Origin of the sequence: Tenacibaculum aestuarii, assembly GCF_964510395.1 — a bacterium.
GTDB lineage: Bacteria > Bacteroidota > Bacteroidia > Flavobacteriales > Flavobacteriaceae > Polaribacter > Polaribacter aestuarii.
The window spans coordinates 874218-897035 of record NZ_CAZEFY010000003.1 but is presented as its reverse complement, the minus strand read 5'-3'; the positions used below and the strand labels follow the sequence as shown (position 1 = coordinate 897035).

19 protein-coding genes and 1 riboswitch are annotated in these 22818 nt (G+C 32.6%); of the genes, 12 read left to right on the top strand and 7 right to left on the bottom strand.

Features of this window, described 5'->3' with window-relative positions:
• Positions 1-56 precede the first annotated feature (56 nt).
• The 3 genes from eno (at position 57) to ACKTSU_RS10310 (ending at position 3836) form a co-directional block, all read left to right on the top strand.
• Positions 57-1346 carry a phosphopyruvate hydratase gene (gene eno, locus ACKTSU_RS10320; protein WP_408036329.1) on the top strand — a complete coding sequence of 430 codons (1290 nt, stop codon included), beginning with the start codon at positions 57-59 and terminating at the stop codon, positions 1344-1346.
• 186 nt (positions 1347-1532) lie between these two features.
• The gene (locus tag ACKTSU_RS10315; protein ID WP_408036328.1) at positions 1533-2819 is read left to right on the top strand and encodes a citrate synthase; all 1287 of its coding nucleotides are present in this window, start codon (positions 1533-1535) and stop codon (positions 2817-2819) included.
• A gap of 63 nt (positions 2820-2882) precedes the next feature.
• Entirely contained in the window at positions 2883-3836 is a 954-nt protein-coding gene (locus tag ACKTSU_RS10310) for an arginase (RefSeq protein WP_274634244.1), read from the top strand.
• 65 nt (positions 3837-3901) lie between these two features.
• On the opposite strand, the gene ACKTSU_RS10305 is transcribed toward ACKTSU_RS10310, so the two are convergent.
• On the bottom strand, positions 3902-5761 hold the full coding sequence (locus ACKTSU_RS10305; RefSeq protein WP_408036327.1) for a hypothetical protein: 1860 nt from the start codon (positions 5759-5761) through the stop codon (positions 3902-3904).
• Positions 5762-6019: 258 nt separating this feature from the next.
• A riboswitch (TPP riboswitch) is annotated at positions 6020-6114 on the top strand.
• A gap of 65 nt (positions 6115-6179) precedes the next feature.
• Between ACKTSU_RS10305 and thiS the strand changes: the two genes are divergently transcribed.
• The 8 genes from thiS (at position 6180) to moeB (ending at position 13460) form a co-directional block, all read left to right on the top strand.
• A complete protein-coding gene (gene thiS, locus ACKTSU_RS10300) occupies positions 6180-6383 on the top strand; it encodes a sulfur carrier protein ThiS (RefSeq protein ID WP_408036326.1) in 204 nt (67 codons plus the stop codon).
• A gap of 45 nt (positions 6384-6428) precedes the next feature.
• On the top strand, positions 6429-8288 hold the full coding sequence (gene thiC, locus ACKTSU_RS10295) for a phosphomethylpyrimidine synthase ThiC (protein ID WP_408036324.1): 1860 nt from the start codon (positions 6429-6431) through the stop codon (positions 8286-8288).
• Between the two features lie 73 nt (positions 8289-8361).
• A complete protein-coding gene (locus ACKTSU_RS10290) occupies positions 8362-8964 on the top strand; it encodes a thiamine phosphate synthase (protein ID WP_408036323.1) in 603 nt (200 codons plus the stop codon).
• A gap of 31 nt (positions 8965-8995) precedes the next feature.
• Positions 8996-9751 carry a hydroxymethylpyrimidine/phosphomethylpyrimidine kinase gene (locus tag ACKTSU_RS10285; protein WP_408036322.1) on the top strand — a complete coding sequence of 252 codons (756 nt, stop codon included), beginning with the start codon at positions 8996-8998 and terminating at the stop codon, positions 9749-9751.
• Positions 9748-10395 (top strand): thiamine phosphate synthase, encoded by a 648-nt coding sequence (gene thiE / locus ACKTSU_RS10280; protein WP_408036321.1) that lies wholly within the window; start codon positions 9748-9750, stop codon positions 10393-10395. The genes ACKTSU_RS10285 and thiE overlap by 4 nt, the downstream gene beginning before the upstream one ends.
• Positions 10396-10405: 10 nt before the next feature.
• Positions 10406-11176 carry a thiazole synthase gene (locus tag ACKTSU_RS10275; RefSeq protein WP_330489060.1) on the top strand — a complete coding sequence of 257 codons (771 nt, stop codon included), beginning with the start codon at positions 10406-10408 and terminating at the stop codon, positions 11174-11176.
• 106 nt (positions 11177-11282) lie between these two features.
• Positions 11283-12395 carry a 2-iminoacetate synthase ThiH gene (gene thiH, locus ACKTSU_RS10270; protein WP_408036320.1) on the top strand — a complete coding sequence of 371 codons (1113 nt, stop codon included), beginning with the start codon at positions 11283-11285 and terminating at the stop codon, positions 12393-12395.
• Between the two features lie 9 nt (positions 12396-12404).
• Positions 12405-13460 carry a molybdopterin-synthase adenylyltransferase MoeB gene (moeB, locus tag ACKTSU_RS10265; protein ID WP_408036319.1) on the top strand — a complete coding sequence of 352 codons (1056 nt, stop codon included), beginning with the start codon at positions 12405-12407 and terminating at the stop codon, positions 13458-13460.
• Between the two features lie 58 nt (positions 13461-13518).
• On the opposite strand, the gene ACKTSU_RS10260 is transcribed toward moeB, so the two are convergent.
• A complete protein-coding gene (locus ACKTSU_RS10260; protein WP_408036318.1) occupies positions 13519-13983 on the bottom strand; it encodes a copper resistance protein NlpE in 465 nt (154 codons plus the stop codon).
• 126 nt (positions 13984-14109) lie between these two features.
• Complete coding sequence (locus ACKTSU_RS10255; RefSeq protein ID WP_408036317.1) at positions 14110-15807, bottom strand: S41 family peptidase; 1698 nt, start codon at positions 15805-15807, stop codon at positions 14110-14112.
• Positions 15808-15925: 118 nt separating this feature from the next.
• On the opposite strand from ACKTSU_RS10255, the gene ctlX reads away from it, so the two are divergent.
• Positions 15926-16861, top strand: a complete 936-nt coding sequence (gene ctlX / locus ACKTSU_RS10250) for a citrulline utilization hydrolase CtlX (protein WP_408036315.1) — start codon at positions 15926-15928, stop codon at positions 16859-16861.
• 106 nt (positions 16862-16967) lie between these two features.
• Here ctlX and ACKTSU_RS10245 read toward each other — a convergent pair whose 3' ends face one another.
• From ACKTSU_RS10245 to hglS, 4 genes are all read right to left on the bottom strand, one after another.
• A complete protein-coding gene (locus tag ACKTSU_RS10245; protein ID WP_408036313.1) occupies positions 16968-17423 on the bottom strand; it encodes a hypothetical protein in 456 nt (151 codons plus the stop codon).
• 62 nt (positions 17424-17485) lie between these two features.
• Complete coding sequence (locus ACKTSU_RS10240) at positions 17486-20398, bottom strand: FAD-binding and (Fe-S)-binding domain-containing protein (RefSeq protein ID WP_408036311.1); 2913 nt, start codon at positions 20396-20398, stop codon at positions 17486-17488.
• A gap of 101 nt (positions 20399-20499) precedes the next feature.
• Positions 20500-20958, bottom strand: a complete 459-nt coding sequence (locus tag ACKTSU_RS10235; protein WP_274634258.1) for an Lrp/AsnC family transcriptional regulator — start codon at positions 20956-20958, stop codon at positions 20500-20502.
• A 130-nt stretch (positions 20959-21088) separates the two neighbouring features.
• On the bottom strand, positions 21089-22510 hold the full coding sequence (gene hglS, locus ACKTSU_RS10230) for a 2-oxoadipate dioxygenase/decarboxylase HglS (RefSeq protein ID WP_408036310.1): 1422 nt from the start codon (positions 22508-22510) through the stop codon (positions 21089-21091).
• Positions 22511-22818: the final 308 nt, after the last annotated feature.

Here is a 22818-nt window from a genome sequence, read left to right as displayed (position 1 = left end):
TACAACATTCCCGTGGGTTATAAACTTACGGGAATGTATCTTAAAAATAAACAACTATGAGTATGATAATCAACATTCACGCACGTCAAATTTTTGATTCAAGAGGTAACCCTACCGTAGAAGTAGATGTGACTACTGAAAATGGAGTCGTAGGTAGAGCAGCAGTACCATCAGGAGCTTCTACAGGAGAACACGAAGCTGTTGAATTACGTGATGGAGGAAATGATTACATGGGTAAAGGTGTGTTAAAAGCTGTTGAAAATGTAAACACTGTTATTGCTCAAGAGTTATTAGGAGTATCAGTTTTTGAACAAAACATGATCGATCAAATGATGATTGATTTAGACGGAACTCCAAACAAATCAGTATTAGGAGCGAACGCTATTTTAGGTGTTTCATTAGCAGTAGCTAAAGCAGCAGCAAATGAATTAGCTTTACCATTGTACCGTTATATAGGTGGTGTATCGGCAAATACGTTGCCAGTTCCTATGATGAACATCATTAATGGAGGCTCTCACTCAGATGCACCTATCGCATTCCAAGAATTTATGGTTATGCCTGTAAAAGCTCAAAATTTTACAGAAGCAATGCAGGTTGGTTCAGAAATTTTCCATCATTTAAAAAAGGTATTACACGATCGTAATTTATCTACAGCTGTAGGTGATGAAGGTGGATTTGCACCTACTTTAGACGGGACTGAAGACGCTATTGAAACAATCGCTTTAGCAACTAAAAATGCTGGATATAAATTCGGAGAAGAAGTAATGATTGCATTAGATTGTGCTTCAGCTGAGTTTTATGTAGATGGAAAATATGACTACACCAAGTTCGAAGGAGATAAAGGAGCTGTAAGAACATCAGAAGAGCAAGCTGCTTATTTAGCAGAATTATGTGAAAAATATCCTATTATTTCTATTGAAGATGGAATGGATGAAAACGACTGGGATGGATGGAAAATGCTAACAGATAAAGTTGGTGATAAAGTTCAATTAGTAGGAGACGATTTGTTTGTAACGAATGTTGAGCGTTTATCAAGAGGAATTGAAAACGGTATTGCGAATTCAATCTTAATTAAAGTAAACCAAATTGGTACGTTAACTGAAACGATTGCAGCAGTAAATATGGCGCACAATGCAGGATATACTTCTGTAATGAGCCACCGTTCAGGAGAAACTGAAGACAATACTATTGCAGATTTAGCGGTAGCGTTAAATTGTGGACAAATTAAAACGGGTTCAGCTTCACGTTCAGATCGTATGGCAAAATACAACCAGTTATTACGTATTGAAGAACAATTAGCAGATGTAGCTTATTATCCGAAAGAAAAAGCGTTTAAAGTAAAATAAATGTTTTTTTATAATATTTATTTACCCCTTGTTAGAGTTTCTAATGAGGGGTATTTTTTTGAGTATTTTTTAATAAAAAAAAGTTATGTTTTTATATCAAAAATCTATCTACTCACTCTTTCAAAATAATTCAAAAAATGGTATATTCGCAACTCACTTCAATCATTAAAATTTAAGAAATTTAAAATGTCAGATATAGCAAAATTACAAATTGGCGAAAAAACGTATGAGTTTCCTTTAGTAAAGGGAACAGAGAATGAAACTGCAATTGATATTAAAGCCTTAAGAGGAGCCACGGATGGTGTTATTACCATTGATCCAGGTTATAAAAATACAGGTTCATGCCAAAGTGCTATAACATTTTTAGATGGTGAACAAGGAATTTTAAGATATAGAGGATATTCTATTGAAGAATTAGCTGAAAAAGCAGATTTCTTAGAAGTAGCTTACTTGTTAATTTTTGGTGAGTTACCAACAAAAGAGCAGTTAGATAAGTTTTATGCAGATATATTAGATGAAGCTATTGTAGATGATGATATTAAGAAAATTATCGATGCTTTTCCTAAAAATGCTCACCCAATGGGAGTGTTATCATCGTTAACATCTGCACTAACAGCTTTTAATCCTTCTTCTGTAAATGTTGATTCAGAAGAAGATATGTATAAGGCGATCGTTAAAATTATGGGTAAATTCCCTGTTTTAGTAGCTTGGACGTTACGTAAAAAACAAGGATTACCATTACACTATGGTTCTCGCAAGTTAGGATATGTTGAGAATATCTTAACAATGATGTTCCAAAAGCCAAATGATGAGTATGAGTTAAACCCTATTATGATTAATGCTTTAGATAAGTTATTAATCTTACATGCAGATCACGAGCAAAACTGTTCAACTTCAACAGTACGTATCGTAGGTTCTTCTCATGCAGGTTTATTCGCATCATTATCAGCAGGTATTTCTGCTTTATGGGGACCTTTACATGGTGGAGCGAACCAAGCAGTACTTGAAATGTTAGAAGCTATCAAAGAAGATGGTGGAGATACTAAAAAGTACATGGGTAAAGCAAAAGATAAAGAAGATCCATTCCGTTTAATGGGATTCGGACACCGTGTATATAAAAACTTTGATCCAAGAGCAAAGATTATTAAGAAGGCAGCCGATGAAGTATTAGGAGATTTAGGAGTTGAAGATCCAATTTTAGATGTAGCTAAAGGTTTAGAAAGAGAAGCTTTAGAAGATCAATACTTTGTAGATAGAAAATTATATCCTAACGTAGATTTCTATTCAGGTATTATTTACCGTGCAATGGGTATTCCAGTAGAAATGTTTACTGTAATGTTTGCTTTAGGACGTTTACCAGGATGGATTGCTCAATGGAGAGAAATGCGTTTACGTAAAGAACCAATCGGTCGTCCACGTCAAGTATACGTTGGAGAGAATTTAAGGGAGTTCGTAGAGATAGATAAAAGATAAAACATGAAAAAAAGTGTCATTTAGTAATTTAAATGACATTTTTTTTATTTAATATAATTGATGATGAAAGAAATTAAAATTATCAAAAATAGATCAGATATTGGAGCAGGAACTCGTGGTTCTGATATGGGAGTTGATGCTATTGAAATAGCAGCGATAAATAAAAAAAGTAATTACTTTGATTCACATGACTTTGAAGATGTTATTACCGAAAATGAATCAATTTATAATAAAGTAAACAATTCATTTGCTAAGCGAATAGACAGTGTTTTTAATCAGTGTAAGCGTTTAAGTAACCATGTAAAAGTTAATTTACAGGAAGGGAAATTTCCAATTGTATTGTCAGGAGATCATTCTTCAGCATTAGGAACAATTAGTGGAGTGAAGGCAGCTTATCCAACACAAAGAGTAGGTGTAGTTTGGATTGATGCTCACGGAGATTTACATTCACCTTATACTTCTCCTTCAGGAAACATTCACGGAATGCCTTTATCGGCAGCTATATCAGACGATAATTTAGATTGTCAAATTAACGATGTAAGTAGAGAAACTTCTGAGTTGTGGGAACGTATGAAAAACATCGGAGTTCCAGGGCAGAAAGTATTACCAGAAGATATTATTTTCTTTGGTGTTCGAGATACTGAAGAACCAGAGGATAAGCAAATGGAGAAATATGGTATTAAAAACTATATGGTTGCTGAAGTTCGTTATCGTGGATTGGATGTTTGTGTAAATGAAGCTTTAGAAAAGTTATCAAATTGTGATGTAATTTATGTATCGTTTGATGTAGATGCAATGGATTGCGATATGATTTCTTACGGAACAGGTACTCCAGTGCCAAAAGGATTTGATCAACATGAAATTATTGATATAATCAACGGATTATTAGCAAGTGAAAAAGTAGCTTGTGTAGAGTTTGTTGAAGTAAATCCGTTACTAGATTTCAAAGGAAACAAAATGGCAGAAACTGCTTTTGAAGTTCTTGAAGAAGTAACTAAGAAGGTTAAAAGTCTGTAGTTTTAAAAGATATTTTAAAAAAGCGAACTTCTAGAAGTTCGCTTTTTTTATATGCTAAAAGTACTTTAACTTTTTACGGTTAGAAGTTCAAGTTCTGTTTCAAGTTCTGTTTCAAGTTCTGTTTCAAGTTCTGTTTCAAGTTCTGTTTCAAGTCTTTTTAAAGAACTTTCTTCATTATTAAGTATTTGTAATATCTCTTGTTTATTTTTTTCAAAACTATGTTTAAGTTGCGTAAATAATGCTTTATAATAAGCAATACCAGTTTGCATATTTGTTATAAAAGTGAGTAAGTGTTTTTTTTCTTTTAAGGTGATTTCTTTTCTGTTGACCTCAACTTTTTTCTTTAGGTAATCAACGTAAATAAATAACTCTTTTATAAAAACATGAGGTCTTTTGGTTTCAGTAATCACATTATCACGACCATAAATATGATCAACCATTGTTTTTAAACTAGTTACTTTAGAATAATATGCCATATTAGGTCCTGGACATATAGAAACTCCTTTTCCTTCTACTTTTGTATCTAAATTATAAGCTAGCAAAGCAGAGGTGCCTAAACCTACACAAGTACATGATTTTTCTACAATGCTGTTATAACGATTTTTATAATCATCATCTGCTAAATTCTGTGAGTCTAATTCCTTAATTTTTAAATATTGGTATTCACGTGATGCGGTACAAATACCAGTTTCCTTAAACTCTTTGTTTAATGCAACAAATTTTTTAGGACAAGAACTTCCTGGTCTTCCTTTGTTGATTAAGGTTTCTTTTTCTATGTCTTTTGTGTTGTTTTTTAAATTGTGAAAGGGCACTCCTAATGGTGAGATATTGCTTAAATACAAATCATCTTCTTTGGCCTGCGCCAATTTATTTAAGGTTTGATTATCTACCGTTGTGGCTTCTGGTACTAACAAGAATGGAGAACCCCAACCAACAGCATCTAACTGATATTCTTTGATTAAAAAGTTGTGTTCTTCATGAGTACCAACACCGCCTTGTGCAGTAATTTTTATATCTAATGGTTGTGTTGGAACAACTCTGTTTTGATTTTTAAGTTCTTGTTTTAAAACAGTTTCAATAGTCGTTTTTAAACTTTCTCTCTGTGCTTTAAATTCCGCTAAAACAGGACCAAGCAAATACCCATCGGTAGCAAAAGCATGTCCACCACAATTTAAACCTGATTCAATGCGATATTCAGAAACCCACAACCCTTTTTTAGCTAGAAACTTACCTTGTATTAATGCCGATCTATAATCGCTTACTTTTAAAATAATTTTCTTTTTAAAAGTTCCGTTTGCTGTAGGATAAAAATCATCAAATGTACTCATATAAGCATATAAACGAGGATTCATCCCTGCTGAAAGGACGACAGAAGTACTTAAATTACTTTTAGCAAAACCTCTTAAGGCAGCATGTGCATCGTTATATTCTACAGGTAATTGTTCTCCTTTAATGTAATTATCTTTATCAACCTTGGTCATAATATTTACATCAATAGCCCCTTTTACCAAATGTGTATCTAACCAAGATTTAATTTCAGATAAGGTTATATTGCTTTCAGTTAATTTTTTAAACTCTTTTTTTAGTGTAGAACCAGAAGGTAACATCTCTAAATAAGTTTTAAAGGCTTTTCCTTTGTCTAGTGCAGATTCTTTAAGTTCTTCATATTTTTTATCTACAGCAGTATTTATCAAGTTAAGATATGCAGTAATACGTTTTGCCCTAAAATCATCCACTTTATTTGTGATTTCTTGATAAGGTATTTCAAATTTATCACTATACATCTTTCTTAATTTTTCAATAAGAATATCATCAACAAGAGAGATGACAGAATCGATACCATATTGGGCAACTTTTAAGGGGGAATCTATTGTAAAACCAATACCCATAACAGGTATGTGGAATGAGTGTGCTTTTGTGAGCATGAAGTAGTGTTTTTTTAGATTACGTTACTTTATTAACGTGCTAAAGTAAGTTGATTAAAAACCATCAGTTATGATATTTATCATGAATATGACATTGTAAGTTTTTTTAAAAAAATAGACAACTTTTCTCTTGAAGAAGAAAAATAAACGATTACATTTGCGAGTATAGATTCTGTATGTAAAAATGTACAAATAAAGAATTTATAAAAGTAATTTATTTCGAGAGAAAGCATTGATGCTTAAATCTCTCGATTATCGAGTAAACTTTAGGAGTAGCTAGTTCGCTAGTTTGAGAAAGATCCTTTGAACCTGATATGGTTAACACCAGCGTAGGGAAAAGTTGTAAAATCATGTTTTAGAATCGTTTTATAGAACGATGCTAAACTTCTTCTACAGTTTACTTTAAATATATGTTAGTATGATAACGATAAAAGTAAACAATAATAAACAAGAGTTTTTAAGCCCATTAGCATTGCAAGAATTAGTAGATAAACTACAAATTCAAACCAATGGAATTGCTATTGCTGTTAACAACAGTGTGGTAAAAAAAACAGATTGGTCCTCAAAATTACTCCAGAACAATGATGAAGTTTTAATCATTAAATCTACACAAGGAGGATAATATTTTCAGCAAACAAAATTCAAAGTATAAACAAACAACCTTAAAATGAAGAAAAAAGATACAGCTCCAAAACAAGATGGTGTAACAAGACAACCATTTCCGAATTCAAAAAAAATATATGTTCAAGGAAAAATTCATCCGGAGATAAAAGTAGCAATGCGAGAAATCGAATTGAGTGATACTGTGGATTCGATGACAAAAAAAAGAACTCCTAATGAACCTGTAACGGTATATGATACTTCAGGTCCTTATACAGATCCGACCAAAGAAATTAATATTCATAATGGGTTAGAACGTATTCGAGAACAATGGATTTTAGAGAGAGGAGATGTAGAAGAGTTAAATGAATTTACTTCGGATTATTGTAACGAACGTTTAAATGATAAGAGTTTAGATCATTTACGATTTAACTTAAAACATAAACCTAAGAGAGCTAAAAAAGGGCAAAATGTAACACAGTTACACTATGCAAAAAAAGGAATTATTACCCCAGAGATGGAATACATTGCTATTCGTGAAAACCAGCGAATAGATGAAATGACACGTTTGTCTAAACAACATCCAGGACAAGATTTTGGAGCGAGTATTCCAGCAAAAATAACACCAGAATTTGTTCGAGAAGAAGTAGCAAGAGGACGTGCAGTTATTCCTTCAAATATCAATCATCCAGAAGCTGAGCCTATGATTTTAGGTCGTAATTTCTTGGTGAAAATTAATGCAAATATTGGAAATTCAGCTACCACCTCATCAATAGAAGAAGAAGTAGAAAAAGCAGTTTGGGCATGTCGTTGGGGAGCAGATAATATTATGGATTTATCTACAGGTAAAAACATCCATGAAACTCGTGAGTGGATTATTCGTAATTCACCTGTACCTGTAGGAACCGTACCTATTTATCAAGCTTTAGAGAAAGTAAATGGGATTGCTGAAGACTTAACATGGGAAATTTTTAGAGATACTTTAATTGAACAAGCTGAGCAAGGTGTAGATTACTTTACGATTCACGCAGGAGTTCGTTTACGTTATGTACCTATGACAGCAAAACGTATTACAGGGATTGTATCTAGAGGAGGTTCTATTATGGCAAAATGGTGTTTAGCACATCATAAAGAGAGCTTTTTATATACTCATTTCGAAGAGATTTGTGAAATTATGAAGGCTTATGATGTTGCTTTTTCGTTAGGAGATGGTTTACGTCCAGGTTGTATTGCTGATGCGAATGATGAAGCTCAATTTGCTGAATTAGAAACTTTGGGGGAATTAACCAAAATAGCACGTAAACATGAAGTACAGTGTTTCATTGAAGGCCCTGGTCATGTACCAATGCACATGATTAAAGCAAATATGGATAAACAGATAGAAGCTTGTGATGAAGCTCCGTTTTATACTTTAGGACCTTTAACTACGGATATTGCCCCAGGATATGATCATATTACTTCAGGAATCGGAGCAGCGATGATTGGTTGGTATGGTTGTGCAATGTTGTGTTATGTAACTCCAAAAGAACATTTAGGGTTACCCAATAAAGAAGATGTTCGTACAGGGGTGGTTACCTATAAATTAGCAGCCCATGCTGCTGATTTAGCAAAAGGACATCCAGGTGCACAACACAGAGATGATGCTTTAAGTAAAGCACGTTTTGAGTTCCGTTGGGAAGATCAATTTAACTTAGGGTTGGATCCAGAACTAGCAAGAGAGTATCATGACGAGACTTTACCTGCAGAAGGAGCTAAAATTGCACATTTTTGCTCTATGTGTGGGCCAAAATTCTGCTCTATGAAAATATCTCAAGAAGTACGTGATTTTGCAGCTGAAAACAAAGTAGAAGGAGATGAAGTTTTTGCGAAAGGAATGGAAGAAAAATCAAAAGAATTTAAAGATAAAGGATCAGAAGTATATCTGTAAATACTAAACTTAGAATTATGAATTACGAGTTGATAATTTCTAAATTCGTAATTCATAATTTAAAACTGATTATATGATTGTTCTAATAGCTCCAGAAAAAGATATTCCCAATGAGATAGAAATCCTTCAACAATTATTTAAAGAAGGGTTGGACTATTATCATTTCAGAAAACCTGATAAGAATTATGAAGAGCATGTGGCTTATTTGAGTCAGATAGATGAAAAGTATCATAATAGAATAGTTACTCATTATTTTCATGAGCTTATCAACGAATTTAACCTGAAAGGAATTCATTTTCAAGAGCAAAAAAGAATCGATGTTTTAGAGAATGGAAGTGAATATTTTATTGGTTTAAACATGATAGGAAAAACAATGAGCAGTTCTTTTCATGAACCTTCAGCCTCAGCGAATTGCGACATCGAATTTGATTACCATTTATTGAGTCCTGTTTTCTCTTCTATTTCAAAAAAAGGATATGAAGGGAGAGGTTTTGATGTAAATCACATTGATAAAACCATTGTTGGTATGGGAGGAATTAATACCGAAACCATTCAAAAAACGGTAGCATTAGGTTTTCAAGGAATAGGTGTTTTAGGTGGCGTTTGGAATACAGAAAATCCAGTAGAAAGCTTTAAAAATATCAAACGTCATTACGAGGAGTGCACGACGAAGTAATCTTTTTGTCAAAAGAAAGTATAGTAAAATAATGAAGCAAAAAAACTACATACTAACAATTGCAGGATTTGATCCATCAAGTGGAGCAGGATTGACTTCGGATATCAAAACTTTTGAAGCACATGGGTTGTATGGATTATCTGTATGTACAGCAGTTACAGTTCAAAATGATATCGATTTTAAAGACTGTGTTTGGGTTGATAAAGAAACCATCATCAATCAAATAGAAATTTTATTTGAACGCTTTGAAATATCAGTAGCAAAAATAGGAATCATCCAATCTTGGAATGTATTATTGGAGGTTATTCAAACGCTAAAAAAATACAATTCATCCATAAAAATAGTTTTGGATCCTATTTTAAAAGCCAGCGCTGGATTTGATTTTCATTCCGAAGAGAATTTAAAGGTGTTTGAAGAAGTATTGCAACACTGTGATTTTATCACTCCAAATTATGATGAAATCAAAGCTTTGTTTTCTAATAAATCGATTGAAGAAACCATCGAATTTATTTCAGAGAAGACTAATGTCTATTTAAAAGGTGGACATAGAGAAGCTAAAAAAGGATGGGATGAAGTATATCACAGTAAGATAGTACAGCTCAATATTCCACCGAAAGCTATAGCTGTTTTTGAAAAGCATGGAAGCGGTTGTGTGTTGTCTTCAGCTTTAGCTTCAAATATAGCAAAACAACTTCCTTTAGAAGATGCATGTATAAATGCGAAATGGTATACAGAACAATTTTTAAACTCTAATGAAACGCTCTTAGGAGAGCACAACTATAAATGATAAGTAAATTACACTATATAACACAAGGAAAAACGCCAGAAGAGCATTTAGAAAATGTTCAAAGAGCCTGTGCTTCTGGAGCAGAATGGGTGCAACTTCGATTAAAGAATCTGGATCCGAAAACTATTTTAGAAACAGCTCAAAAGGCAAGAGAAATTACGAGTCATTTTCAAACTCGTTTAATTATAAACGATTATTATAAAGCAGCGAAAGAAGTCAAAGCAGATGGAGTTCATTTAGGTAAAACAGATACGTGTCCGTTAAAAGCAAAAGCATATTTAGGTGATTTATATATCGTAGGAGGAACAGCAAATACTTTGGAAGATTGTAAAAAACTCTTAGAAAAGGGAGTAGATTATATCGGTTTAGGCCCTTTTCAGTTTACTGAAACTAAAAAGAATTTAAGTCCAGTTTTAGGAGTTGTTGGCTATCAAGTGCTATTAGAAGAGTTGAAAACAACCACTCCAATAATAGCCATTGGAGGAATTACTATAGAAGACGTATCAGAAATTATAAGCACAGGAGTATATGGTATCGCTGTTTCAGGAGCGATTACTCAGAATTTTAACTCGATTCCTGCATTACACAAAATTTTAAAAGCACCAAGTACCAACGAACAAGTGTACAAAATAGGAGCGCAATAAATCAGTAACAATGAATACCAACTTAACAATAGCCGATAAAACATTTACCTCACGATTATTTACAGGGACAGGAAAATTCAGCTCCTCACAATTAATGAAAGAAGCTTTGTTAGCTTCAGAAAGTGAACTGATAACAGTTGCTTTAAAAAGAGTAGATGTTCAAAACGAAGAAGATGATATTTTATCACACTTAAGTCACTCAAGAATCAATTTATTACCGAACACTTCGGGAGTTCGTACAGCAAAAGAAGCTGTTTTTGCAGCAGAATTGTCTAGAGAAGCATTAGAAACAAATTGGGTAAAATTAGAAATACATCCAGATCCAAGATATTTATTGCCTGATCCTATAGAAACCTTAAAAGCAGCAGAAGAGTTAGTAAAAAAAGGATTTGTAGTGATGCCTTATATTCATGCAGATCCGGTTTTATGTAAGCGATTAGAAGAAGTAGGAACACAATGTGTAATGCCTTTAGGAGCTCCTATTGGAAGTAACAAAGGATTGAAAACGTTAGAGTTTTTAGAAATCATTATTGAACAATCTACTATTCCAGTAGTGGTAGATGCTGGTATTGGAGCACCTTCCCATGCGGCATATGCTATGGAGTTAGGAGCGGATGCTGTTTTGGTAAACACAGCGATAGCAGTATCACAAAACCCAGTAGCCATGGCACAAGCCTTTAAGATGGCAGTGGAAGCAGGAAGAATGGCATATGAAGCAAAACTAGCTCCTGTAAGAAAACAAGCAGAGGCAAGTAGTCCGTTAACGAGTTTTTTAAACTAATATAACGTCATTACGAGGAGAAAAGGACGAAGTAATCTGTTTGTTGAGAACCTAAAAAGTTAAAGATTGCTTCACTTCGTTCGCAATGACGAATAAAAATTAAAAGATGAGTAAAACATTTAAAACTATATTCAACCAATACAATTGGGATGAAACTTTACAAAGCATATTCGATAAAACATCCATTGATGTAGAAAGTGCTTTATCAAAGGATAAACCCGATTTAGAAGATTTTAAAGCGTTGATATCTCCTGCAGCAAAACCATTTTTAGAGCAAATGGCACAGAGAAGTCGTATGCTCACTAAAAAGCGATTTGGAAATACCATTCAAATGTATGCTCCGATGTATTTGAGTAACGAGTGTCAGAACATATGTACGTATTGCGGATTCAGTTTTACAAACAAAATTCCGAGGAGAACCTTAACCGATGTAGAGATATTGAAAGAAGTCGCTTTCTTAAAGGAAAAAGGTTACGATCACATTTTGTTAGTAACAGGAGAAGCTAATAAAACAGTTGGAGTTGATTATATTAAAAATGCAATTCAACTCATACGTTCTCAATTTTCAAATATTACTATTGAAGTGCAACCTTTAGATCAAGATGAATATGAATTGTTAATTGAAAGCGGATTATACGCGGTATTGGTATATCAAGAAACGTATCATCAACAAGAGTATAAAAAGCATCATCCAAAAGGGAAAAAATCAAATTTTGAATATCGTTTGGAAACTCCAGATAGATTAGGGAAAGCAGGAATTCATAAAATAGGTTTGGGCGCTTTATTCGGGTTGGAAGATTGGCGTGCTGATAGTTTTTTTACCGCATTGCACTTAAAATATTTACAGAAAACCTACTGGAAAACGAAGTATTCTATTTCATTTCCACGTTTAAGACCTCATTCAGGAGGATTGGAACCCAAAGTAGAAATGACTGATGCCGATTTGGTACAATTAATCTGTGCATTTAGGATGTTAGATGAAGACGTAGAGCTTTCAATGTCTACCCGAGAAAGTGAAGTTTTTAGAAATAATATTGTTAATTTAGGAGCTACCTCAATCAGTGCAGAATCTAAGACAAACCCTGGAGGATATAGTGTTGAATCACAATCGTTAGAGCAATTTGAAATTTCAGACGAAAGAAGCACCGAAGAAATTGTTCAGATGCTAAAAGGTCAGGGATTAGAAGTAGTTTGGAAAGATTGGGAGCAGTTTGGTTAAATTAGAAGTATGAACTTGACAAAAGAAGAACAAAAGCAATATAATCGCCATCTTATTCTAGATAAAATAGGAGAAGAAGGGCAACTAAAACTAAAACAGGCCAAAGTATTGGTAATCGGTGCTGGTGGATTGGGTTGTCCTGTACTACAATATATAACGGCAGCAGGTGTTGGGACGATTGGAATTATTGATGATGATATAGTAGATCAAAGTAATTTACAGCGTCAAGTTTTATATACGATAGATGATATAGGAAAGTCTAAAGCAGAAACAGCAGCAAATCGTTTATCTAAATTGAACCCTTTTGTTCAATTTCATGTGTATAAAGAAAAATTGACTAACCAGAATGCTATTTCTTTATTTGAGAAATATGATGTAGTTGTAGATGGTAGCGATAATTTTGCTACTCGTTATTTAACTAACGATGCAGCGGTACTCACTCAAAAACCGTTGGTGTACGGTGCTATTTTTAAGTTTGAAGGACAGGTAAGTGTGTTTAATTATCAAGGAAGTGCTACGTACCGATGTTTATATCCAACTCCTCCAAAACCAGAGGAGTCACCTAATTGCTCAGAAATTGGTGTAATAGGTGTATTACCTGGAATTATAGGAAGTTTACAAGCAAATGAAGCTATTAAGATTATTTGCGGAATAGGAGAGGTGTTAGCCAATAAATTATTGATGTACGATACCTTAAGCATGCGTCAAATGATATTGAAGTTTGAAAAGACAGACAAAGCTGAGGTTATTGAATTAGATAGTGACTATGAATTTTTCTGCGGAATTAAAACTGCTGCTAATGAGATAACTTTAGAGGAATTACAAAATAATCCGTCAGCTTATAATTTATTGGATGTTCGTGAAAATTGGGAACGGGAACAACATCATATAGGAGGGCAACATATTCCGCTAGGAGAGCTTGCGCAACGATATGATGAAATAATCACTGAAAAGCCTGTGGTTGTTTATTGTAAATCAGGAGTACGTAGCCAACGAGCAATTGATTTTTTAGAGCAACAATTTGACACCGTTACTTTTATCAATCTAAATGGAGGACTAGGATAAACACAACATCAGGCTAACAAATTATTAGGCTGATGTTGTAGTATAAAAAGTAATATTCTTACTCTTTTTTTGAAAGAATATAAAATTTAGAAAGTTCTCCTTCAATTACTTTTCCTTCAGTATCTAATGAAATTAAAGAACCTTCGATACATTTGTATTGAGGATTTCTATCAGGAATATTTAAAGTAATGTTTGTTCCTTTTTTGTCCCATGTAAAACTTCCTTTTTCAACAAAATTGTTTTGTTCTTCATCTAAGTATACTTCAGTCAATTCAAACGTTAAATCAGCGTTTAATTTAAGTGTAGTGTTAATTCCAGGACAGCTAGCACAAGGTAGTGTACCTTCATAGATTCCGGCCCAATCTAAAGAGTTTTTAGCATTGTGCTCATCAACAAATTCTTGTTTGGGTTGTTGTTCAACTTTGTTTTCAGTAGTACTATTGCCTTGGTTTTTACAAGAGAAAAATACTAACGAAGTCATGGCTAAAATAGCAGCCGATTTTTTAATTGTTTTTCTAGTCATTTTTAAACAGTTTTATCAAAGTTTTTACTAGCAGTTATTATGCAATAAATTACTTTTAAATAAGAGGAAATAACATTTAATTAGATACAGCGTAAAAACAAAAACTATAATATACTTTTTCGCTTGTTAGTTTTTTTGAAGTTTATTTTCTTTGATGATTGTTACTGCTTTATCTATATAAGGTTTTGAATCATAGTCTTTGATGTTTTCTTTTATATAATAGTCTATATGCAACCCCTTTCTTTGAACCATATCACCATTTGGGTAAAAAGCACCAATACCAGTAAAATAAAACTCTTGTTTGTCTGGTAAAATAGCAGATGTAATATTCATTACAGCACCCATGGTTTGTTCGCCAATAGTAATACAATTTGGAGATTGTTGTATTGCCATACCAAAATATTCGGCCATACTACCTGTTTGTCTATTTACAAGAAGTATAATTTTACCTTTAAAGTAATTAGAGTTGTTTTTCCCAATTTCAAATGGGTTTGAAATAAATTTTAAAGGAGCTGAAGCAGGATATTCTCCTAAAGAAGGAGCTTTGTCTAAAGGAATTAATATTTTAATAAATTCTTTTTTTTCAGGGAACAAATACTTAGAAAAATCTTTGAGTTTAAGATTTCTTGGATAATTTCTTAAATCTAAAATAATGCCATCATCGTTTTCATTTTCTTTCAAAACTTTAGAAAATTCTTTAGAGTTAATATTAGCTAAGTTTATGTAAGTTATTTTAGAAGAAACCTTTTTCCAATCCGCTTTTTTGGTTTTAATTAGGGTTTTATATCCATCTACTTTAAACGAATTGAATAATTTTATTTTTTTTTCTTTTAAATTACCGTTTTTATCTAGACTATGAATTTTTAAGGAATCTGAACTGTTTCTTAATATAAGTCTATTTAATCGGTGCTTTAAATAAGTTTCATTTGAGACAGATATAAGTTTAGAAAAATTAGTCTTAATATAATCGGGTATGTTCTGATTATTAACTTTTACTATTATTTCACCTAAGTCAATATTGTTGTTTTCTGCTAATGTTTTGTTATATATTGATGTTACAAGTAATGAATCATTAATTATTTTTATTCCAAATGGGGGTGAATATTTAAAAAGCGATTCGTAAAAGTAGGTAGATGTTTTATATGAATGAGAATCATTTAATAAGGCAAACATGTTGAGTTTAGAAATTTCGTATTCTTCAATAGTATTAGCATTTACAAAGTTTTTAATTAATTCGTCTAAGGTATCTACCCAATTAATATCTGTTAAATATTTATTTACATTCCAATATTGAATAATGTTCCAATAACTATATAATTCTAATAGTCTATGGTTTTTTAATTGAGCATTAAAATTAGGGAGCCCTTTTTCATTATTGAATGAAATCATCTTGTTTAACTTACTAGAAGAAGCATAATAATCTCCAATGTTACCATTGTTCTTTAGTTTAGTTAGCTTGTTTTTTATTTCAGGTGTAAACCCAAATTCATTTATCCAATCATAATTAAAATTTTTTCTAAAAATTTTTTCAGAATCAATTTTTAATGGGATGATCTTATATTTTGTAGTCGATTTGTCATATTTAGAAATGAAAGAATCTAATTTTGGGTTTAGTTTTTCTTGTTCTTCAATATCTTCTATAGAATTTAAAAAAGATATCAATTCTAAGTCCCAATTATATTCCCCCTTACTAATGTCTGGGTGATGATACTTTAGTAAGCCCCAAACTAAACCTACTTGTTTATACTTTTGAGTTTGTGTAATTTTTGTTTGAGAATAAATAACAAAAGGAAATAAGAATAGTATGATTGTTTTTTTTAGCATCAGTAATTTTTGTTTTAAAAGTAACTATTGAAACCATAATTTCTTGATTTAGATTAGTTAAAACAGAGTTAAATAAATAGGCTGCAAAAGATATCTGATTTTACTTTACCTTCGCAGTATGCAACAAACAACGAATACAATTTTAATGGTTCGTCCTGCTAGTTTTAGGATGAACGAACAAACAGCAGTAAATAATTATTATCAACAAGAGTTGTCGGGTATGTTACCTGCTTCTATTAATGCTAAAGCTCAAGAAGAGTTTGACGCTTTTGTAGAAAAATTAAGAGCTGTTGGTGTTGAAGTCGTAGTGATAGAAGATACCAAAGAACCTGATACTCCTGACGCGTTGTTTCCTAATAACTGGATTTCCTTTCATGAAAATGGAGATGTTGCTATTTATCCAATGTTTGCAGAAAATCGTCGTTTAGAGCGAAGAGAAGATGTATTAGAGATTTTGGAAGAAAAAGGCTTCTCAATAGAAAATGTAATTGACTATTCTGAGGCTGAAGAAGAAGAAATTTTTTTAGAAGGTACAGGAAGCATGATTTTAGACAGACAAAATAGAAAGGCTTATTGTGCGTTGTCTCCCCGAGCGGATGAAGAATTATTTATTGAATTTTGTGAAGATTTTGAATTTACTCCTGTAATTTTTGAAGCGAACCAAACAGTTGAAGGACAAAGAGAAGCAATTTATCATACCAATGTCATGATGTGTGTTGCAGAAACTTTTGCTGTAGTGTGTTTAGATTCTATAGATGATAAAAAAGAAAAGAAAAATCTTTTAAAGCATTTAAAGTCAGATAAAAAAGAGGTGATTGCTATTTCTGAAGAACAGGTAACTCAGTTTGCGGGGAATATGCTGCAAGTTAGAGGGAATAATAATGAGCGCTATTTAGTAATGAGTACCTCCGCATACGAATCGTTGACAAATCAGCAGTTGAAAAACTTAGAAAAACACACAAAAATATTGCATAGTTCATTACAAACTATTGAAACCTGTGGAGGCGGAAGCGCACGCTGTATGATGGCTGAGGTGTTTTTACCAAAAAACTAATCAGCTACTTTGGGATAACCTCACAAGATATTTAAAGAAAACTATTTTCAGTTTTTAGAGGCAAGATTTGACTTAGGGAATTAACCCCTTGGCTATCGACCCGCGATTAAATAATCATGCTATTATTTGGGACTTTATAGTTTTTATAGTATTGCATTAAGATAAAAGAACAAATTACCGAAGAGGCAATTCCTTCAATAGCCAGTGCAAATACAACTAGAGGTAAACTTAACTTTTGCCCCCAAAAAGAAGATTTTTCAAGAACATTCATAAAGCTTGGGTCAATAAAGTCTACATAAATAATTAAACTTACAATAGTTAATGCTACAGCAACAATAGAAGTTCCTATTCCCAATAAAAAATTGCTGAAGTATACTGACTCATGATTTCTAATAATGTTTGTTTTAATAGCTCTGTTAATGCCATACAGAACAAAAGCAAAGTTTAAAAAACGTAGTTCAGCAACATCTTCTAACCCAAAAATTTTCATAACTAAAAAGTAACCAGCAATGCCTGCAAAAATTAGCAAAGCATTGCTGAATATAATTCTATTGCTCGCCATAATATACTTTTTAAGATTTAGTAGTCTTAAAAGTACGAAATAATCGAATGAAAATCAACAATTTATAGCAAAGCTTCTCTTAAAATTGTTATAGGATGTTTTGCAATGCGTTTGGTTCCATCATAAATTTGATGACGACAACTAGTACCTGCAGCCACTATCTCTGTATCGTTTGAACAGTTTCTAACTTTAGGAAATAGTGTGTCTTCACCCACTTGCATACTTACTTTATAATGCTCTTTTTCGTATCCGAAAGAACCAGCCATTCCGCAACAACCCGTATTCATAATAGTCACTTTATAATTTTCAGGAATGTTTAAAATTGAAAAGGATGCATGGGTACTTGATAAGGCTTTTTGATGACAGTGTCCGTGAATTTTCAATGTTTTAGTTTCATTTGTAAAAGCATTCGTGTCAATATTTCCTTTTGAATGTTCTGAAGCTAAAAATTCTTCAAGAGTAAAACAGTTCTCAGAAAGTTTTTTCGCTGCTACCTTATCACTTGCGATTCGTAAGTACTCATCTCTAAAGGTTAAAATAGCTGAAGGTTCAATTCCAATAAGAGGTGTATCTTCAGAAATTAAATTTTTAAAAGTAGCCACATTTTTGTTTGCAATGTCTTTTGCTTCTTTTAAAAATCCTTTGGAAATATAACTACGTCCACTTTCTTCGTGATTGGTTGTTTTTACTTCATATCCTAGTTTTTCTAATACAACTACAGCATCTTTACCTATTTCAGCATCGTAGTAGTTCGTAAACTCATCGTTAAATAAGTAAATTGTTTTTTGAGACTTCTCGACTGCGCTCGAAGTGACATTATGGTTTTTTAACCAAGTACTTAAAGGCTGTTTAGCCAATTTAGGAACCGAACGTTGTGTCGCAACTCCCATTACTTTTTTAGCTAACGTAGTATTGGTAAAGAAGTTTGTTAATGCAGGAAATTTGCTTCCAAGCTTGTTGTATTTTGCATTGTTAGCAAATAATTTACTACGGAAAGAATAACCGTTAGTTTCTTGATATTGATATAAAAATTCCGCTTTCATCGAAGCAATATCTACATTACTTGGGCATTCACTTGCGCAAGCCTTACAGCTCAAGCATAGATCAAGAACTTCTTTTAATTCTTTAGAATCGAATTTGTTTTGAGCGGTGTTATTAGTTAAAACTTCACGTAGTGTATTAGCTCTAGCACGAGTAGTTTCTTTTTCGTTTCGTGTTGCTCGGTAACTAGGGCATAAGGTTCCACCAGCTTCGGGAGATTTACGGCAATCACCTGAACCGTTACATTTTTCAGCTAATTTTAATATACCTTCACTATCTGAAAAATCTTGTATAGTTTCAATGTTAGGTTCAGTTCTATCTATCTCATAACGTAAGCTTTGATCCATAGGAAAAGCATCGGTGATTTTTCCTTTGTTGAACACGTTATTAGGGTCGAACGCTTTTTTAATTCTTCGCAATAACTGGTAGTTTTTATTACCAATCATCAATGGAATAAACTCTGCACGTACAATTCCATCACCATGTTCACCACTAAAAGAACCTTGGTATTTCTTAACCAATTCTGCAGTTTCAGTAGTTATTTTTCTGAACAGTACAACATCTTCCTGTTTCTTTAAATTTAAAATAGGACGTAAGTGCAATTCACCAGCTCCAGCATGCGCATAATACACCGCATCTTGCTGATATTTATCCATAATTTGCGTAAACTCCTCAATATATTCTGGTAAATCTTCAAGCGCTACAGCTGTATCTTCAATACACGCCACCGCTTTCATATCACCTACAATATTACCTAATAAACCTAAGCCTGCCTTACGCAACTCATGTACTTTGGCAATATCGTTTCCGTATACTTTCGGATAATGATATCCGAAGTTATTTGCTTTTAAATCTTCAATTAAATTATTAGCCAATACTTCAGCTTCTTCAATAGTATCAGCAGAAACTTCTAACATCAACACCGCTTCTGGATCTCCTTGTAAAAAGAAACGGTTTTTAGTTTGTTCCCTATTGTTTTTGGTACAGTCTAAAATTACTTTATCCATCAACTCACAAGCATATAATTTGTGATTCATGGCAATTACCGTAGCTTTTAAACTTTCATTAATACTATTAAAATGCGGACATACCATAATACTTTTCGCTGGAGGTAAGTCGTCTAATTGAATAGTAATTGCAGTAGAAAATACTAAAGTACCTTCACTACCTGATAAGAATTTAGCAGGATTGATAGTAGGTTCTGTTCCTCCGAATAAATCAGAGGTTAAAAACTCATCAACAGCATATCCTGTATTTCTTCTATGAATGCTTTCCTTTGGAAATTCATTTTTAATTTCTTGTTGAGCCGCTTCTGAAATAAGTTCAGTGTAAATTGCTCGATAGATATTTCCTTCTAGGGTGTTTTCTATTTTCTTCTGATTGAATTCTGCTGAAGTAACTTCAGAAAAAGTTACTTCGCTACCATCACTCAACAATCCTTTGATAGCGATTACTTTGTCGCGAGTAACACCGTAACGAATAGAGGTGCTTCCTGAAGAATTATTACCAACCATTCCTCCAATCATACAGCGGTTAGAGGTTGAGGTATTCGGACCAAAGAACAAGCCGAAAGGTTTTAAAAATCGGTTTAAATCGTCACGAATAATTCCAGGCTCTACTGTAATCGTTTTGTTGATTTCATCAAAAGCTAAAATATTTGTAAAGTGTTTAGATACGTCAACTACAATTCCGTCTCCTACACATTGCCCCGCTAAGGAAGTTCCTGCTGTACGAGGAATTAAGGTGATATTATTTTTAATAGCAAAATCAATTAATTGCTGAATATCTTTTATATCCTTAGGATACGCCACAGCTAAAGGTATTTTACGATATACCGATGCATCGGTAGCGTAAATGTTTTTATGTAAATCGTCAAAAAACAATTCTCCTGTTAACGATTTTTCTAGGGCTTGTAGTTGTGTTGTTTGTGTCATTATCTAAATCACCTAAAAGGCTATTGTATTGATTGGGTAAAGTATTACTTTATCGTTACAAATATCTATAATTAAATTTTGTAAAAGTGTTTAATTGAGGTTTACTCTATGGGAATGTTTCTTTTAAAACAGGTGTCAAAACATATAAAAGTATCGGTACCCGCTACTCCGTTTATCAAATGTACTTTGTCGTAAAGTATTTTTTGTAAGTGTTGATTGTCTTTTGCGTAAATTAAGATGAAAATAGCGTAATTTCCTGATACAAAATTACATTCTGTTATCTCAGGAATTTTTTCTAATTCACGCATTACATCTTTCGCAAAACGAGCTTCACGTAAACGAATACCTGTGTACGATTTAGTTTTGTAGCCTAAGCTTTTTTCTTCTAAAACAAACTCTGCATTTTTAATTACACCTTCTGCTGTTAGTTTTTTAATACGTTGATGAATTAGTGAGTTAGAAACCTTTAATTCATCTGCAATTTGCGAATAGGCTTTACGAGCATCTAAACGAAGTTTTGATAGTATTTGTTTGTCTATATAATCAAATTGATTTTCCAAAAGAATAATATTGTTTAGTTAGAATAAACTCAATGTAAGCTACAAGATAAAGAATCTCTTTAATGAAAAAAAGCGTAGCCATAAATTTACATTTACAGCTACACAATTTTTTTAATATTTGATTTTATGATTAAGCATTTATTTCTGCCAAGCAGTTTTGTATGCTTTCATCTTGCATATCTTCATACCATTTTGTTAACGTATAAACAGGTTCACCTAAATCTTTTTCAAATAAATTTTGATTAGAAGTACCTTGGTATTCACGTTTAGCATCATCTGTTCCTAAGTTTGAAGCAAAAATTCCTGCTGCACTTACAGGTAAGAAATCTTCGTAAACCATAGGCTCAATGCTTAAATAACCATCCTCTAATAATTGGTTTACATCTATTTTAGTATATACTTTATCTTTAGGTAAAGTTGCTGCTTTATCAGTAGTGAAATAATGGAAATAAGCCAATTCTTCAGAATGTAATTCTTCATAGTTATCAGGGAAAACTTTAAAATTTTCTGCTAATAATTTATTGTATTCTGAGGCATTTTCGGCAGTTGGTGATCCACCAATAGCTTTACGTGTTTTATTTAACAACTCGTGATACAAGTCAAGACCTTTTTGAGTTAATGCTGCACCACGTTGTTCAATCTCACCAAAACGAGCTTTGTGTTCGCCTATTTCTTCTTTTTCAACATTGTTTTTAAAAGTTACTTTTTCAGTCAATGCTTTAAAACTTGTTTGACGTAGTAAAATAGGGCATTTTCTAGCAGGAGGTCCTTCTATATTATCTTTTGGTGGAATATTACGAGCCTCCATGCTTACTTGCACCTTATCTATATCTAAAGTTCTAGGAGTTAGGTGGTTGATGTGAGGTCCTTTGAAAGCAACTACATCAGCAATTAATCTGTGTTGATGTAGTAAGGCTTCGTACATTTCATAATCTACGGTAGCAGTATCATGCCAACGAAAAGTTTCTAATGCTTCTAGAACAAAGGTTTCGGCATCTTCTTTATTTAACCCTCCTTCTTTTTCAGATTTATCAATAAGTTGTAAAACTTTTTCTGTAAAAATTTGACGTTTTTCTAAAATAGTTTCAACATTGTTACGAAGCTGAGCGTTATCAATTAAATCTATACGTAATAAAGAGGTAAAAACTCTGAATGGAGCTTGATTAAGAGCGGTGCTTTCAATAGCTCTAAACGCTGTAGAATGAACAGGAACACCAGCTGGGGCTAAATCATAATAACCAACAGAATACATTCCCATTACTTTAAACAGACGTCTCATCGTAAATAGTTCGTAGGGTTTACCTAAACGAATTGCTCCGTGACGTTCCATATTTAATCGAGTTAATTCACCAGTATGTGCTAACTGCTCTTCAATTTCTTTAGACTCTGAAAGAACATTTTCATTTATGCCATGAACCAAATCAAGAAGTTCACCATAAAGAGGTACCTCTTTTTTATACATATCAGACATAATTTTAGAAAAGCGGTTACGAATGTATTCTGGAGAGACAAATTCTTCAGTTGTATATTTTAGTTTATTTTTTGAGGACATAGTTTATTAAAATTTGCCGCAAATTAAATGAATTTAATCTTTTTTAGTGTTTATAAAAGTAAATTTTGTTTTATAGATGTTTTTTTTAGGTTAATTTAATTCCTTGAAAGCAGTTTTTTTAATCCAAAAGACAATTTTCACAAAAAAAGTGTTTTTAAAAGTCAATTTGACTTTGTTCCAATTATAATCCTTAGCTAAACAATTCAGCGTTTTTTTCGTTTCAATTATGTTATTGATAACTATAAGTTTTGTATTGTAATTATATTTTTTTGTTAAAATTTGGGTTGTAATATGTTTAATATCAAGGG

Coding starts and splice junctions, on each gene's coding strand:
- ACKTSU_RS10240 (WP_408036311.1), bottom strand. CDS start 20,398: ATGACACAAACAACACAACTACAAGCCCTAGAAAAATCGTTAACAGGA.
- ACKTSU_RS10255 (WP_408036317.1), bottom strand. CDS start 15,807: ATGCTAAAAAAAACAATCATACTATTCTTATTTCCTTTTGTTATTTAT.
- thiS (WP_408036326.1), top strand. CDS start 6,180: ATGATAACGATAAAAGTAAACAATAATAAACAAGAGTTTTTAAGCCCA.
- ctlX (WP_408036315.1), top strand. CDS start 15,926: ATGCAACAAACAACGAATACAATTTTAATGGTTCGTCCTGCTAGTTTT.
- ACKTSU_RS10285 (WP_408036322.1), top strand. CDS start 8,996: ATGAAGCAAAAAAACTACATACTAACAATTGCAGGATTTGATCCATCA.
- ACKTSU_RS10305 (WP_408036327.1), bottom strand. CDS start 5,761: ATGCTCACAAAAGCACACTCATTCCACATACCTGTTATGGGTATTGGT.
- eno (WP_408036329.1), top strand. CDS start 57: ATGAGTATGATAATCAACATTCACGCACGTCAAATTTTTGATTCAAGA.
- hglS (WP_408036310.1), bottom strand. CDS start 22,510: ATGTCCTCAAAAAATAAACTAAAATATACAACTGAAGAATTTGTCTCT.
- ACKTSU_RS10310 (WP_274634244.1), top strand. CDS start 2,883: ATGAAAGAAATTAAAATTATCAAAAATAGATCAGATATTGGAGCAGGA.
- thiH (WP_408036320.1), top strand. CDS start 11,283: ATGAGTAAAACATTTAAAACTATATTCAACCAATACAATTGGGATGAA.
- moeB (WP_408036319.1), top strand. CDS start 12,405: ATGAACTTGACAAAAGAAGAACAAAAGCAATATAATCGCCATCTTATT.
- ACKTSU_RS10275 (WP_330489060.1), top strand. CDS start 10,406: ATGAATACCAACTTAACAATAGCCGATAAAACATTTACCTCACGATTA.
- ACKTSU_RS10260 (WP_408036318.1), bottom strand. CDS start 13,983: ATGACTAGAAAAACAATTAAAAAATCGGCTGCTATTTTAGCCATGACT.
- ACKTSU_RS10290 (WP_408036323.1), top strand. CDS start 8,362: ATGATTGTTCTAATAGCTCCAGAAAAAGATATTCCCAATGAGATAGAA.
- ACKTSU_RS10245 (WP_408036313.1), bottom strand. CDS start 17,423: ATGGCGAGCAATAGAATTATATTCAGCAATGCTTTGCTAATTTTTGCA.
- ACKTSU_RS10315 (WP_408036328.1), top strand. CDS start 1,533: ATGTCAGATATAGCAAAATTACAAATTGGCGAAAAAACGTATGAGTTT.
- thiC (WP_408036324.1), top strand. CDS start 6,429: ATGAAGAAAAAAGATACAGCTCCAAAACAAGATGGTGTAACAAGACAA.
- thiE (WP_408036321.1), top strand. CDS start 9,748: ATGATAAGTAAATTACACTATATAACACAAGGAAAAACGCCAGAAGAG.